Origin of the sequence: Roseibium aquae (assembly GCF_008711285.1) — a bacterium.
GTDB classification, from domain to species: domain Bacteria; phylum Pseudomonadota; class Alphaproteobacteria; order Rhizobiales; family Stappiaceae; genus Roseibium; species Roseibium aquae.
In genome coordinates this window covers 153,327-168,532 of the sequence record NZ_VXDC01000008.1, presented here as the reverse complement: position 1 = coordinate 168,532, position 15,206 = coordinate 153,327, and the positions used below count along the sequence as shown (strand labels likewise).

Sequence of the window (15,206 nt, the reverse complement as noted above, 5' to 3'; positions counted from 1 at the left end):
CCGCGTAAAGAATTTGACCTTGGGTCAAGTTTGTGGCCAGCCTATTCCTCGAGGTGGAGGGTGACATGGCGGTTTCTGAAGACTTTCATTTCATCATGATCAAACCAACGCATTATGATGACGATGGTTATCCGATCCAATGGCTCCGGTCGGCCATTCCCTCGAATACGCTGGCTTGTTTGAATGGTCTTGCGGAAGCCGCGCGAGACCGGGACGCCCTCGGCCCCGATGTGCGCATTCATTTGACGACCTTCGATGAAACGAACAAACGCGTGCGGCCGCAGCGGATCATCCGGACGCTCAGGCGCCGTGGCGGCCGGGCCATGGTCGCGCTCGTCGGGGTTCAATCCAACCAGTTCCCAAGGGCTGCGGATCTGGCCGTCCAGTTCGCCGAAGCCGGTGTTCCCGTCGCGATCGGCGGGTTCCATGTCTCCGGCTGCATGTCCATGTTGGATGAGATGCCGGCGGAAATGGTGGACCTTCAGTCCCGCGGCGTCTCGTACTTTGCAGGCGAAGCGGAAGACGGCCGGCTGGATCAGGTGTTTCGTGACGCCTGGAATGGCGACCTCAAGCCGCTTTACAACTTCATGAAGGACCTGCCGTCGCTGGAAGGGGAACCGACGCCGATTCTTCCCTCCAAACACATCCAGTTCACGGCCGGATCCCACACCAGTTTCGATTTGGGACGCGGCTGCCCCTTTCAGTGTTCCTTTTGCACGATCATCAACGTCCAGGGGCGGAAAAGCCGGTTCCGCTCGCCGGACGACCTGGAGCGCATCATCCGGGACAACTATTCCCAAGGGATCAACCGCTTTTTCATCACCGATGACAATTTCGCCCGCAACCGCGAATGGGAGCCGTTGTTCGACCGCCTGATCGAGCTGCGCGAGACGGAAAAGTTCGACATCAAGTTCATCATCCAGGTGGACACCTTGTGCCATCGGATCAAGAACTTCATCGAGAAAGCCACCCGGGCGGGGGTGAACCGGGTGTTTATTGGGCTTGAGAACATCAATCCGGACAATTTGTTGGCGGCCAAGAAGCGCCAGAACAAGATCACCGAATACCGTGAAATGCTTCAGCAATGGCGGGATCACGGCGCAACGACCTATGCCGGTTACATCATCGGATTTCCCGGCGACACGAAGGCGTCGGTGCTCCGGGATGTCGAGATCATCAAAAAAGAACTGCCATTGGATCTTCTGGAGTTCTTCTTCCTCACGCCCCTGCCGGGATCGGAAGATCACAAGGTGCTGCTCGACAAGGGCATCTGGATGGACCCGGATCTCAACAAGTATGATCTCAACCACCGTGTTTCGCACCATCCGAAAATGTCCGACGATGAGTGGGAAGAGGCCTATCGTGAAGCGTGGGAAAGCTACTACTCGGAAGACCATATCGAAACCGTGCTGCGCCGGGCGGCCGCCCATCCCAAGGGTCGGCCCGGAAACAAGCTGTTCTTGATGTTGTGGTTCCGTCTGATGGTCCTGCACGAGGGCGTCCATCCTCTGGAGGGCGGTTACTTCCGGCTCAAGTTCCGCAAGGACCGCAGGCGGTCGATGCCGGTGGAACCGGCCCTGGTCTTCTACCCCCGTTACGTTTGGGAACTCGTGGCGAAGCATTGGGCCTATCTGACAACAGTGGCCCGGTTCTACCGCATTTACCGGAAAGTGAAAAAATCGCCCGGCCGGCGCGGCTATTCGGATTTGGCGATCGCGCCAATGGATCAGGCGGGCGAAGAGGCGCTCGACATGATCGTCAAAACACGCGGAGGCAAAGAGGCCGTGGCCAAATCGGCGCGGGACAAGTCGATCGTCCAGGCTGCCAAGGACCGTGCCATGGTGTCCTGAGCCTGCGTCAAGCGCCGCGTAATTCAGCGGCACGGCGCAGGGTGTTCGCGCGTCGGGGGCACCGGTTTTTATCCAAGACAATCCCGCAGGATCGTAGTACAGCGAGTGGAGGCACGCCCGGCGCCTCGCGCAGCGTTTGACGGTTGTTCCCCACCCAACCCGGCACGTCTCTGCGACATGGGATCCGGGTCCCTTTTTGGACATTCAAATTCGCCATGACCATGGCTTCCGACAATCGCGCCGGAGCGGTTTTGCGGACGGCGATCGAAAGTGATCTTGCGGAACTTCTGAGGATCGAGGCGGCCGCATTTGCCGCCGACCGGATATCCCGGCGCAGTTTCCGCCGCTTTCTGGAAAGCCCGACAGCCCATCTTCTCGTGGCTGAGAAGGATGACGGTTTGTCCGGCTACGCCCTGCTTCTTCTGCGCCGCGGAACCGCGCTCGCCCGTCTATATTCGCTGGCCGTCGATCCTGCTTGCGCTGGGCAAGGGATCGGCGGGCTTCTTTTGGCGGCCTCCGAGGAGGCTGCATTCCAATGCGAGCGGATCGTGCTTCGCCTTGAGGTCCGGTCCGACAATGACGCGGCTCTCGGTCTTTACCGCCGCCATGGCTACCGGGAATGCGGGCAGGTTGCGGATTATTATGCCGACGGGATGACGGCGATCCGGATGCAGAAGCTGTTGCATGGCTCAAGTTTGGGGTCGGGACGGGCGCCATACTATTCGCAAACCACTGATTTCACGTGCGGGCCTGCCTGCGCCCTGATGGCTTTGAAGCATTTTGAAACAGGCGGCGAGATGACAATGCTTGCCGAACTGACCTTGTGGCGCGAAGCGACGACGATCTTCCTTGCGGCCGGCCATGGAGGATGTGGACCGTTTGGCCTTGCCAATGCCCTGGCCCGCAGAGGGCTCGCCGCGGAAGTGCGTTTGCAACCTGATGCTCCGCTCTTCATCAGCACGGTGCGTGATCCGGACAAGCGGCGCATTCTCGCCCTGGTTCAGGAGGGGTATCGCAGCGAAGCACCGCGGCTGGGTGTCCGACAGTCCAGCGACCCGCTGGACGCTCGGACATTGGGCGATGAAATCCGCTCTGGTGCCTTGGCCTTGGTCCTTATTTCGGGGACGTTGATGTTCGGCAAACGGGAGCCCCACTGGGTTCTTGTCCATGACGCAGATAGCCGCCATCTCATCATCCACGATCCATGGCTGGAACGCGAGCGGCACGAAAGTCCCGCCGACGCGGCCAACTTGCCCATTCCGTTTACCGTGTTTGATCGCATGGCGCGCTGGGGACGAAACGGCGTCCGCGTCCAGGTGATCGTGCGTAAGGAGAGCTGACCTCATGGCCTTATGGGTCGTACTTGTGGACAATCAAAAGGACGTTTCGAACGCGGACACCCCGCACAAGGTGATGACCGTACGGGACTACCTGACCCACCCGAAACTCTTTGCCGGGGCCAAACCGACAATTCTCAATCTGTCGAGGTCCTACGGCTACCAGGGCGCGGGATACTACGCGTCGCTTCTGGCGGAGGCTCGCCAACACAGGGTCCTGCCAAGTGTCGAGACCATGATCGAACTGTCCCGAAAGGATCTTTACCGGCACGCGCTGCCCGAACTGGAGGACAGGCTCAACCAGTGCCTGCGCAAGATCCCGGCGAGGGAAGGCATGGAGCCGCGTTTGCTGGTTTATCTCGGGCAGATGAATGAAGCTGGCCTGGATACCTTTGGCCGTCTCCTGTTTGACTGGTTCCGCACCCCCGTGTTGGAGGTGACGGTCGAGCCGGGCGAGTGGACAATGATCAAGCGGATCCGGGCGCTGCCAGTCAACGATTTGTCTCCTGCCGAGCGTGCCCGCTTTCTCAGCTCTCTCGTCGCCTATACGACCCGGCCCTGGCGTGCTCCCAAGCAACGGGCGGTCATGAAATACTCGCTTGCGGTCCTGTCCGACCCGAAGGAGGAGATGCCGCCGTCGAAGCTGGCCTCGCTCAAATACTTGGCAAAGGTGGCCGCGCGGCACAGCGTTGAAGTCGTTCCGATCGGCAAGGGTGATCTGGACAAGCTGGCTCAATATGACGCCCTGTTCATCCGGGAGACCACCAATATCGACAATCATACATACCGGTTTGCTCGCCGGGCCGCGCAAGAGGGGATGCCCGTGATCGACGATCCGGTGTCCATGATCCGCTGTACCAACAAGGTTTACCTGACCGAGCTGCTGGAAGGGCACGGCATTCCCATGCCGAAAACCCGTGTTCTGTCCAACACCCGCGAAGCGCATGGGCTGGAGGAGCTGCTTGGATCCCCTGTCGTCCTGAAAATTCCCGACGGGTCGTTCAGCCGCGGGGTTTTCAAGGAGGCCGGGACCGATGCGATCAAGGCCAGACTTGCCGATTTGTTTCAGGACAGTGCCATTGTTCTGGCCCAGGAATACTGCCCGACAGAGTTTGACTGGCGGATCGGTGTGCTGGATGGCGAGCCCTTGTTTGCCGTTCAATACAAGATGGCGCGGCAGCACTGGCAGATTGTCCGCCACGAAGTGGGGAAGAAATCTCTGGAGGGCGGCTTTACCACCGTTTCGTTGTCCGAGGCGCCCCCCGCCGTGATCGACATTGCGGTGCGCGCCGCCCGGCTGATCGGGGACGGCTTTTACGGCGTGGATCTGAAGGTGTTTGGCGATCGGGTGGTCGTCATCGAGATCAACGACAATCCCAATCTCGATCATGGCGATGAGGACTTGGCGGAAAAAGATGCGGTATGGGACCAACTGATCCGCTGGTTTGTCCGCAGGCTGGAGAGCAGGTAACCCCCGCGCCAACGGGTCTGGCGAACTTCCCGCCAGACCGTGCCTGCCAGACCAGGCCCGCCATCCCGGGTGCCCCGCAAGGGAACGTACCCTTGCCCCTGCGGGTCAAATCCCGTATTGCCTGACGCATTCCAAGACCAAGACATCGCTTACCTGCTGTGTGTGCAGGAGTGAGCCGGAGAGAGCCATGATTGAACTGACCTTTCCCGACAATTCCGTTCGTGAATTCGAACCAGGTGTGAGCGGCGCCGATGTGGCCGCCAGCATTTCCAAGTCCCTGTCCAAGAAGGCTGTGGCCGTTGCCATCAATGGCGAGTTGGCGGACTTGTCCGACCCGATCACCGCGAATGCTTCCATCGAGATCCTCACCCGTGAAGACCCGCGCGCGCTCGACCTGATCCGCCATGACGCGGCCCATGTGATGGCGCAAGCCGTCCAGGAGCTTTGGCCAGGGACCCAGGTGACCATCGGTCCGGTGATCGAAAACGGCTTCTATTACGATTTCAAACGGGTTCATCCTGATACCCGCGAGGACTGGCCGTTCACGCCGGACGATCTGCCCGTGATCGAGAAGAAGATGCACGAGGTCATCCAGCGCAATGCGCCGTTCACCAAGGAATTGTGGACGCGAGAAAAGGCGCGCGACGTCTTTGCCGATATGGGCGAAGGCTACAAGGTCGAGCTGGTGGATGCGATCCCCGAAGATCAGGAACTCCGGATCTACCGCCAGGGCGATTGGTTCGACCTGTGCCGGGGGCCGCACATGGATTCCACGGGCCGCATCGGTTCGGCGTTCAAGCTGATGAAGGTGGCCGGGGCCTATTGGCGCGGCGATTCCACCAAGCCGATGCTGACCCGGATCTACGGCACGGCCTGGGCCAATGACAAGCAGCTGAACAACTACCTCCACATGCTGGAGGAAGCGGAAAAGCGCGATCACCGCAAGCTTGGCCGGGAAATGGACCTGTTCCATTTCCAGGAGGAGGGGCCGGGCGTTGTCTTCTGGCATTCCAAGGGCTGGACGCTGTTCCAGTCGCTGGTGTCCTACATGCGCCGCCGTCTTGAAGGCGACTACCAGGAGGTCAACGCGCCTCAGGTGCTGTCCACCTCGCTGTGGGAAATCTCCGGCCACTGGGGCTGGTACAAGGAAAACATGTTCGCCGTTCATGGCGCGGATCCGGAAGATGAAGACAGTCATGTCTTTGCTCTGAAACCGATGAATTGTCCGGGCCATGTTCAGATTTTCAAGCACGGGCTGAAAAGCTACCGGGATCTGCCGTTGCGCATGGCCGAATTCGGGATCGTTCACCGCTACGAGCCGTCCGGCGCCATGCACGGCTTGATGCGCGTGCGCGGGTTCACGCAGGACGATGCCCATGTGTTCTGCACCGAACAGCAGATGGCCGATGAGTGCCTGAAAATCAACGATCTCATCCTGTCGGTGTACGAGCATTTCGGCTTTGAGGAAATCGTTGTAAAGCTGTCGACCCGTCCTGAAAAACGCGTTGGCTCGGATGCGCTTTGGGACCACGCCGAGAAGGTCATGGGCGAGGTTCTCAAGCAAATCGAAGAGCAGTCCGGCGGCCGGGTAAAGACCGACATTCTCCCCGGGGAGGGGGCCTTCTACGGGCCGAAGTTCGAATACACCTTGAAAGACGCCATCGGCCGGGAATGGCAGTGCGGCACGACACAGGTCGACTTCAACCTCCCGGAGCGGTTCGGGGCGTTTTACGTCGACAACAATGGCGAGAAGAAAACGCCGGTGATGATCCACCGGGCAATCTGCGGCTCGATGGAGCGGTTCCTCGGCATTTTGATCGAGAACTACGCCGGGCACTTCCCGCTGTGGCTCGCCCCTCTTCAGGTGGTGGTGGCGACCATCACCTCCGAAGCGGATGACTACGGCCGCGAGGTTGCCGAGAAGCTCAAGGCAGCAGGCCTTAAGGTCGAGACCGACTTCCGCAACGAGAAAATCAACTACAAGGTCCGCGAGCACTCGCTAGCGAAGGTTCCGGCCATCGTGGTGTGCGGCATGCGCGAGGCGGAGGAAAAAACCGTCAACATCCGACGGCTCGGGTCCAAGGACCAGGTGTCCATAGGGCTTGAGCAAGCGATCGCCGCCTTTGTGGACGAGGCAACGCCGCCCGACCGGCGGATAACGAAGGATTGATGGAAAACGGCACCCAGGGGAAATGTGGCAATTGCACGCGGGTTTCCCTTGGGTGATAGTCAGCGTCATCAAACTGAAATATGGAAGTTGGTAAGGGTTCGGATCGCACCCTTGTTCCAACCGAAGATGAGTCGTTTTGCCTTGGACCAAGCTGAATTCAGTTATGCCAATCCAGAACATCCGGTTCTCAAACGTTGGCTCATCCGCAGCATCGAACACGCGTCAGGCAGAAAGAAGCTGCTGAAGCTCTACGAGGTCTGGCGGGATACCATCATCGGCACATCTCCGTATATGTGGAGCGACCTGCTGGGCCTGATCAACATCAAGGTCTCGGTCGACAGCGGCGAGTGGCCCCCGAAGGATCTGCCGACCGGGCCGCTTGTGCTGATCGCCAATCACCCCTACGGCATTGGCGATGGCCTCGCCATTCTGTCCCTGGCCGAGCAGCTCGGGCGTCCGTTCAAGATCATGATCAATAACGAGTTGCTGAAGGTGCCGGAAATACGCCCCTTCTCGCTGCCCGTGGATTTCGAGGAAACCAAGGACGCGCTCAAGACCAACATGGCGACCCGTAAGGAGGCCCTGAGTCTCCTGGCCGCGGGGACAACGATTATCGTGTTTCCCGGCGGCGGTGTGGCGACGGCGCAAAAGCCGTTCGGACGCGCGGAAGAGCTGCCCTGGAAAACCTTTACGGCGAAGATGATCCGGTCGTCCAAGGCAACGGTCCTGCCGATCCATTTCGAAGGGCAGAACTCGTGGTTGTTCCATCTGGTCAGCCGGTTTTCCCTGACCCTCCGTCTGTCTCTCTATGTGCGGGAATTCCGCCGGACCTTGGGTCAGGCGATCACGGCCCGGGCTGGCGCACCGATCCCTTACGAGACCCTGTCCGGGTTCAAGGATCAGAAGGAAATCATGGATTTCCTTCAGGAAAAGGTCATGGAAATGCGTCCGGCGGACAAACAGAAACGGCTGTTGCTGCGGCCGTGACCATTTAGGTGTGTTTGGCAAGGCCGCCCGCCCCGGGCGGGTTTTGCCCCGAGAACCTTCCCCGAGAACCTTCCCTGAGAGCGGTGTCGCGGTTCAGTTCGGAAGGTTTGTTCTTTCACGCAGCACGTCTTCGGGAGCCTTCGCCAGCACCTCGACCTCCCGGTCAAGTCCGGCTTCCACCACGAATTTTCTCTGGAAGGTCTGATCGTTGTTTCGGGCCAACACTTCATATTCGCCAGCGGCGAGCACAAAACTTGGGAAGGCGCCGACCGCTTCGACCACCACATCGCCGCCGGGGCTCAGAACGGACCAGGTGGTGTTGGCGATGGCTTCTCCGCCATCCTCGTTGACGAGTTTCAGGGTGATCTCCGCCGCCTTGTGATAGACGCGCGCCTCTGTCAGTTTGCCGGGAAGAACCTGAATGTCCGCGCGCACCACGGAGTTGGCGTCGCCATACCGGCTGACGATATGGTATGTGTCGGAGCTGAGGCGGATGATGCTGCCCGGGGATGCGTCCTTAACGATCAGATCTCTTTCGCCGCGTTCGTCGTATTCCATGCCGTAGATGTCGAAGGTGACCGGCCCGTCGAGCGGTGTGGCCTCATCCAGCGCCGCATCGAGCTTGATGCCTCCGGCGTTCAGGATCACCATCTTGGCCTTGACCTCCCGTCCCATCACCATGCGGTTGACGGCGGTCGCATGCCCGAAGGCGGTGTGTATGAGGTAGGCGCCTGGATCCAGACGAAACTCCGCGTCGCCGCCTTCCGATTTCGCGATCAGTTCGAGTTCGCCCTCGGCGTTGGTCGTTTCGCTGTAGATCCGCCAGGTGAGGCCACGGTCGAGGGGATCGCTGTCCCGGGTCAGTTTTGCCATCAGATACAGCGTGCCTTGTTGCTGGTCACCCGTCAGGGCGGTTCCCAGACGGCTCGCGGGGGCAAACGGCAGCGGAATATCGGAAAACAATGGTTCCGGCGGGCGGTCCAGAAGGTTTTCGATCGGGGTTTCGGCGGCTGAAACCGGTGCGTTCGGGTCCGGTTTGGCCCGTGGCGGCTGGGGAATGGGCTCGGCCGCCTCAGCGGCCATCACACCGCCTGGCGCCAGGGGAAGGCACAGAACCGCCGGAAGGCACAGCGTCAGAACGAGACAAAGCGCGCGAGCAAGTCTGTTTCGCGTCGCCGTCACTGTGCGCCCAACTTGTTTGTAGCGGTGCAAATCATCCGCGTTTCCAACGTGTTTCCGGAACGAAGCCATGCCGCTCTTGTGCCTGCAATTCGGGCAAATTCAAGACGATTTCATTAAAGTTGACAAGTTCGGTCAATGAATTAACTCAGGGTCTAGCAATCTCCCCTTCGAACCGGACACCATTCCCATGACAGATATTCTTCCCAAACGCCCGGAGGTGCTCGACTTCCTGTCGATGCGGCGCTCGCATGCGGCCTTGACTATCGGGGGCCCCGGACCTGGAGAGGCCGAGCTTGAAGCTTTGCTCACAATAGCGGCGCGGGTGCCGGATCACGGCAAACTGTCCCCATGGCGGTTCATCATCTACCGGGACGAGGCCGCGCGGACACGGATTGGCGAAAGGCTGGCGGAGTTGGCCGAGGCCAGCCAGGGCGCCCTGGAGCCGGAGCGCCGCGAGCAGGAGTTATCGCGCTTCACCCGTGCGCCGTTGGTGGTCGGTGTGGTCAGCCGCGCCGCGGTGCATCCCAAAATCCCCGTGTGGGAGCAGGAGCTGTCGGCCGGGGCCGTGTGCATGAACTTGATCAACGCCGCGCTGGCGTCCGGGTTCGCGGCCCAGTGGTTGAGTGAATGGTACTGCTTTGACGAGGCGGCCAGCCGGTTCCTCGGGTGCGGCGAGGGGGAGCGGTTTGCCGGCTTCATTCACATCGGCAGCCCGACCCGCGCCCCTGCGGAACGCGCGCGTCCGGTCCTGTCTGACATTGTCAGTCACTGGCGGGAGGCCTGAAGGCGATGTTCTACGAGACGTCGAAGAACGACCATGGTCTTGCCTTCAACCCGTTCAAGGCCATTGTCGCCCCGCGTCCGATCGGGTGGATCTCATCGCTTGACGCGCAAGGCCGCGCAAACCTTGCGCCTTACAGCTTTTTCAATGCCGTGGGCGACACGCCGCCAATCGTGATGTTTTCCTCGACGACCTACAAGGATTCCGTTGCCAACATCGATGCCACCGGCGATTTCGTCTGCAACATGGCGAGCTGGGAGCTGAGAGACAAGATGAACATCTCGTCCGCCGCCATTCCCGCCGGTCAATCCGAGTTCGAGCTGTCCGGCCTTGAAATGGCGCCTTCCCGGCTGATCAAGGCCCCCCGGGTCGCCGGCGTCTCGACGGCTCTGGAGTGCCGGCACATCAAGACCGAGCGCATGACGGATCTCAATGGCCAACCGACCGAGAACTATGTGGTGTTCGGTCAGGTGGTCGCCGTCTACATCGACGATGCCGTGATTGTGGATGGACGTGTCGATGTTACCCGCATCCGGCCTTTGGCCCGATTGGGATACAAGGATTACGCGGTTGTCGATACCGTGTTCGAGATGGAGCGCCCGAAGGTCTGAGACCGTCGGGCTCTCCGTCTGCTTTCGGCCTTGCTATTCGGCGGGCTCGGTTTCGGGTTCGGGATGCGGCTCGTCGGTATCGGGCGCCAATTGCTGATCGGCGTTTTCCGTCGGCTGTGTGGTGAAGCCGCTGAGCGTGCTGAACTCGCGGGCATCCCGGTCTATTTCGACGCTGCTGAGCGCATAGGCCGTAGACAGTTCCGCCAGGGAGCGCAGGGCATGCATGTGAATGCGCTCATAGCCGTGGCTCGCGTCCACGCCGAACGTGATCAGGGCCGTGCGCACATCCGCGCCGGCCTCGATCGCCGAGGCGGCGTCGGACCGGTAGTAGCGGAACACATCCTTTTGGAACTTGATGTCATGCTCCCGGCACAGCTGAACCATCTTGTGGGTCAGGTGATAGTCGAACGGGCCTGTCTGGTCGCCCATGGCGATAGTGACGCCGAATTCGTCCGAGTTCTGACCCGGCGCCGATGTGCCGTTGTCGATGGCGACCAGCGAGGCGATTTCGGGCGTCAGGATGGAACTTGCGCCGTGACCGGTTTCCTCGGCGATCGTGAACAGGCCGAAAATGTCGACCGTTGGCGTCCTTCCCGATTCCACAAGGGCCTTGAGCGCGGCGAGCACCACGGCCACACCGGCCTTGTTGTCCAGATGCCGGGAGACGATGAAACCGTTTGGCAGGAACTCCGGCTGCGGGTCGATGGCCACAAGATCGCCCACATCCACCCCGAGGCGCATCAGATCGTCCTTGCTCTTGGCATAGGCATCGATCCTCAGCTCGACGGTTTCCCACGACACCGGCAGCTTGTCGACGGCTTCGTTGAACGTGTGCCCGGAGGCCTTGATCGGCAATATCGTGCCACGGTAGGCGCCGGCCTCGGAGAACACCGTTGTGCGCGATCCTTCCGCGAAACGCGATGACCAGTGCCCGACCGGCACAAGTTCCAAGCGTCCATTGTCTTTCAGGGCCTTCACCTGTGCGCCGAGCGTGTCGACATGGGCAACGAAAGCCCGCGCCGGTTTTTCGCTCTTGCCACGGATGCGCGCGCGGATGGCGCCCCTGCGGGTGACTTCGTAAAACACCCCGAGCCGATCCAGCTCTTCGCTCACATGGCGGGCGATCTTGTCGGTGTATCCGGTTGGGCTTGGAATGTTCAGGAGTGTCTCCAAGATGCTTTGGAGATACTCGATGTCTATGGTGAGCACGGTCAAAGACTCTCCCTGTTGAGTGTATCGCGAACCACTTGCGGCAGGGAGAGCGGAAACAGGAAGTCGACAAACCGTTCCGCGGTTGGTTGCGGTTCGTGGTTGGCCAGTCCTGGCCGCTCGTTTGCCTCAATAAAATAGTATTCGGGTTCCCTTGGACTTTTGACCATCAGATCGATCCCGGTGACGGGGATCTCAATGGCTTTGGCTGCCCGGATGGCGGCGTCTATGAGAACGTGGTGTGTTTCGGCGGTGACATCGTGGATGGTGCCTCCGGTGTGAAGATTGGCCGTTCGGCGAACGGCGAGCCTTTCACCCTGGGGGAGGACGTCGTCGAGGCCGTATCCGGCCGCATCGAGGCAGCGATGGGTTTCGTCATTCAACTCGATTTTGGATTCACCCCCGGTCGCCGCAGCCCGCCGGCGCGACTGGGCCTTGATCAGCTCATCGATCGTGCTGGTTCCGTTTCCAATGATTTGGGCCGGCCTGCGCACGGCGGTGGCCACGACCTTGTAGTCGATCACAATGAGGCGCAGATCCTCTCCGTCGACGCATTGCTCGATCAGGACTTCATTGGAATGGGTGCGTGCCTGGGCGACCGCTGCCTCGACTTCATCCGGTGTCGTCAGGCCAATGGAAATGCCCTTGCCCTGTTCGCCCCTGGCCGGTTTGACGACGACCGAGCCGTGCTTGGCCAAAAACGCCTCGATCTCATCCGGGTCGTCCGCTGTGATCTGGGCGGGCGTCTGGACACCGGCCCGTTCGACAATCCGCCGCGTGGTGGCCTTGTCGTCGCAGATCGACATGGCGACCGCTGAGGTAAATTCGCTCAAGGATTCCCGGCAGCGCACCGATCGCCCGCCGTAAGACAGCCGGAAGAAGCCGCCATCCGCGTCGATGATCTCGGTCTGGATCCCCCGGCGCCGGGCCTCGTTCACAATGATCGCGGCATAGGGATTGAGCGTCTCGTCAACCGCCGGACCGCTGAACAGGGCTTCGTTGATGGGGTTCTTCTTTTTCACCGTGAAGAACGGGACACGTTCGAAGCCGAGCTTTTCATAAAGGGCAATGGCCTGTTCATTGTCGTGCATCACAGACAGGTCCATATGCGGGAGACCGCGTCCCTGGAAGATTTCGGCGAGGCGGCGGACGAGAGCTTCGCCGATGCCGGCGAACCGCGCCTGCGGCGAGACGGCCAGACACCAGAGCGACGATCCCTCGTCGGCACCATCGGTCGCGCGGGCATGGTTGATCCCCATCGCCGTGCCGACCAAGGCGCCGCTTTCGTCTTCTTCGGCGACCAGTACCGTGATGACCCGCGGATCAATCTGGGACCAGAGAAACTCGGGGGGCACGGGCACCATGCCCCTGCTCGAATAAAGGGCGTTGATCTCATTTGCGTCGCTGTTCGACGAGAGCCGGCGGATCGTAAAGCCTTTGCGCCGGTTGCGCGCCGGGCGGTAGGTCGACAAATTGAGTCTGTAGGTGTGGGACGGGTCGAGAAAAAGCTCTTGCGGCGCGCTGCCCACCAGCACGTGGGGATCGCGCACGTAGAAGGCAATGTCGCGGCGGTCAGGGCGCTCGTGACGGATTGTCTCGACCAGATCGCTCATGTCCGGAAACGTATTGGCGAAGATTAGGCGTCCCCATCCGCAATCCACGATCTGGTTGGTCGGATAATCGGTGGCACTGCCCCGGTAGTCTGGCTTCATTCCATGTGTGCGCATCCGCTTCAGCCTATGGTCAAAGGCCGATTTCGGACGGGACGGCGTATTGTCCACCATGTTTCAGACCTCCTGCGCCTGAAGCCACATTTCCAGAAGCGCCACCTGCCAGAGTTCGGATCCGCGCAGTTTCGTAATGTATTGCGTCGGGTCGGCGAAGAGTTTGTCGAGATAGCCCTGATTGAACAAGCCCCGCGACCGGGCCGCCTCGTTGGTGAGGGTTTCCCGCACCATGGTGAGGTAGTCGCCCTGGATGTATTTGAGGGCCGGGACCGGGAAATATCCCTTCGGACGGTCGATGACCTCAGGGGGAATGACCTTGCGGGCCGCTTCTTTCAGAACGCCCTTGCCGCCCTGCGCCAGTTTGTGCCGGGCGGGGATCCTGCCCGCCAGCTCGACCAGTTCGTGGTCGAGGAACGGCACCCGCGCCTCCAGCCCCCAGGCCATCGAGTGATTGTCGACGCGCTTCACCGGATCGTCCACCAGCATGATGTTGGTGTCGAGCCGCAGCGCCTTGTCCACCGGATCCTGCGCTCCGGTTTGCGCGAAATGGGCCTCGACCAGCGCAAGGCTTTCGTCCCGCTCGCATTGGTAATCCGGCGAGACCGCCTCGCGCATCTGCTCCTGCGTCCGGTCGAAGAAGGCGGCCGCATAGTCTGCCGCCGGTGTGTTGGAGCCGGCCAGTTTCGGATACCAGTGGTAGCCCGCGAAGACCTCGTCGGCGCCCTGTCCCGACTGCACGACCTTGATGTGCTTGGAGACTTCCCGCGACAGAAGATAGAAGCCGATATTGTCGTAGGAGACCATGGGTTCCGACATGGCGGCAATCGCCCCGGGCAGGTTCTCCTGGAGTTGCGCATGCGGAATGAAGATCTGGTGGTGATTGGTCCCGTAATGGCTGGCAATGAGGTCCGAATACTGGAATTCGTCGCCCTTTTCGCCGTGCGCTTCCTCAAATCCGATGGAGAAGGTGGCCAGGTCCTGTTGTCCCTCTTCGGCGAGAAGCCCAACGATGAGGCTCGAATCGACACCGCCGGACAGAAGGACGCCCACGGGGACATCGGCGACCATGCGGCGCCGGACGGCCTTGCGCAGGCTTTCCAGCACCATGTCGCGCCAGTCTTCCGGCGACCGGTCGATCTCCTCTGACGTGCGCTCGAAGGTCGGAGCCCAGTAGGTCGCGTCGGTCTTGCGTCCATCCGCTTCGATGGTGCGGAAAGTGGCCGCAGGCAGCTTGCGCACACCGTTCAAGATGGTCCGCGGAGCCGGAACGACCGCGTGCCAGCTCATGTAGTGATGAAGCGCGACACGATCGATGGATGTGTCGATGCCGCCCCCGGCCAGAAGCGCTGGCAGCGAGGAGGCGAACGCCATCCGGCCATTGCCCTCGGTGTAATACAACGGTTTGATGCCGAACCGGTCTCGGGCCAGGTGCAGGCGTCCGCTATCGGTCTCATGAATGGCAAAGGCGAACATGCCGTGGAACCGGGAAACGCACTCCGGACCCCACTCCTTGAAGGCTTTCAGGATCACTTCCGTGTCACTGGTGGAAAAGAAGCTGTAGCCTTTGCCGATGAGCTCTTCACGCAGCTCCTTGTAATTGTAGATGCAGCCGTTGAAGACCAGTGTCAGACCCAAGGCCGGGTCATGCATTGGCTGCGCGCCCTGCTCGGACAGGTCGATGATCCTCAAACGCCGGTGTCCTAAGGCAATCCGTCCCTTTTGGGTGACGCCCATCGCGTCGGGGCCGCGCGCCGCCATGGCCCTGGCCATTCTGTCCACGCGGCCGGTATCCGCATCCTGAGTGCCAAAGACCACTTCTCCGCAAATCCCACACATTCCGGTCATCACCTCTTCATTGATTTTCAGACCGGCTCTATATAG

Annotated in this window: 11 protein-coding genes; 7 read left to right on the top strand and 4 right to left on the bottom strand. The window is 60.7% G+C overall.

Annotated elements, in window-relative coordinates:
• Positions 1-65: 65 nt before the first annotated feature.
• From F0184_RS14415 to F0184_RS14395, 5 genes are all read left to right on the top strand, one after another.
• Entirely contained in the window at positions 66-1,850 is a 1,785-nt protein-coding gene (locus F0184_RS14415; protein WP_208998489.1) for a B12-binding domain-containing radical SAM protein, read from the top strand.
• Between the two features lie 215 nt (positions 1,851-2,065).
• Positions 2,066-3,190 (top strand): GNAT family N-acetyltransferase/peptidase C39 family protein, encoded by a 1,125-nt coding sequence (locus F0184_RS14410; RefSeq protein ID WP_150496891.1) that lies wholly within the window; start codon positions 2,066-2,068, stop codon positions 3,188-3,190.
• A 4-nt stretch (positions 3,191-3,194) separates the two neighbouring features.
• Positions 3,195-4,658, top strand: a complete 1,464-nt coding sequence (locus tag F0184_RS14405) for a RimK family protein (protein WP_150496890.1) — start codon at positions 3,195-3,197, stop codon at positions 4,656-4,658.
• Positions 4,659-4,845: 187 nt separating this feature from the next.
• A complete protein-coding gene (thrS, locus tag F0184_RS14400) occupies positions 4,846-6,828 on the top strand; it encodes a threonine--tRNA ligase (RefSeq protein ID WP_150496889.1) in 1,983 nt (660 codons plus the stop codon).
• Positions 6,829-6,969: 141 nt separating this feature from the next.
• Positions 6,970-7,815 carry a lysophospholipid acyltransferase family protein gene (locus F0184_RS14395; RefSeq protein WP_150496888.1) on the top strand — a complete coding sequence of 282 codons (846 nt, stop codon included), beginning with the start codon at positions 6,970-6,972 and terminating at the stop codon, positions 7,813-7,815.
• A 93-nt stretch (positions 7,816-7,908) separates the two neighbouring features.
• Here the strand turns inward: F0184_RS14395 and F0184_RS14390 are convergent, their stop codons facing one another.
• Positions 7,909-8,898: a hypothetical protein gene (locus F0184_RS14390; RefSeq protein ID WP_244299200.1), complete on the bottom strand. Its 990-nt coding sequence runs from the start codon at positions 8,896-8,898 to the stop codon at positions 7,909-7,911.
• Positions 8,899-9,184: 286 nt separating this feature from the next.
• Between F0184_RS14390 and F0184_RS14385 the strand changes: the two genes are divergently transcribed.
• Both F0184_RS14385 and F0184_RS14380 read left to right on the top strand, forming a co-directional pair.
• Positions 9,185-9,781: a nitroreductase family protein gene (locus F0184_RS14385; protein WP_150496887.1), complete on the top strand. Its 597-nt coding sequence runs from the start codon at positions 9,185-9,187 to the stop codon at positions 9,779-9,781.
• A gap of 5 nt (positions 9,782-9,786) precedes the next feature.
• Positions 9,787-10,389 (top strand): flavin reductase family protein, encoded by a 603-nt coding sequence (locus tag F0184_RS14380; RefSeq protein WP_150496886.1) that lies wholly within the window; start codon positions 9,787-9,789, stop codon positions 10,387-10,389.
• 33 nt (positions 10,390-10,422) lie between these two features.
• Here the strand turns inward: F0184_RS14380 and F0184_RS14375 are convergent, their stop codons facing one another.
• Genes F0184_RS14375 through F0184_RS14365 form a run of 3 tightly spaced genes read right to left on the bottom strand, consistent with a single transcriptional unit; the run spans position 10,423 to position 15,161 of the window.
• The gene (locus F0184_RS14375; protein WP_150496885.1) at positions 10,423-11,604 is read right to left on the bottom strand and encodes an osmoprotectant NAGGN system M42 family peptidase; all 1,182 of its coding nucleotides are present in this window, start codon (positions 11,602-11,604) and stop codon (positions 10,423-10,425) included.
• Complete coding sequence (gene ngg, locus F0184_RS14370) at positions 11,601-13,382, bottom strand: N-acetylglutaminylglutamine synthetase (RefSeq protein ID WP_150496884.1); 1,782 nt, start codon at positions 13,380-13,382, stop codon at positions 11,601-11,603. Before ngg ends, F0184_RS14375 begins: the two co-directional genes overlap by 4 nt.
• Before the next feature lie 3 nt (positions 13,383-13,385).
• Positions 13,386-15,161 (bottom strand): N-acetylglutaminylglutamine amidotransferase, encoded by a 1,776-nt coding sequence (locus F0184_RS14365; protein WP_150496967.1) that lies wholly within the window; start codon positions 15,159-15,161, stop codon positions 13,386-13,388.
• Positions 15,162-15,206 lie beyond the last annotated feature (45 nt).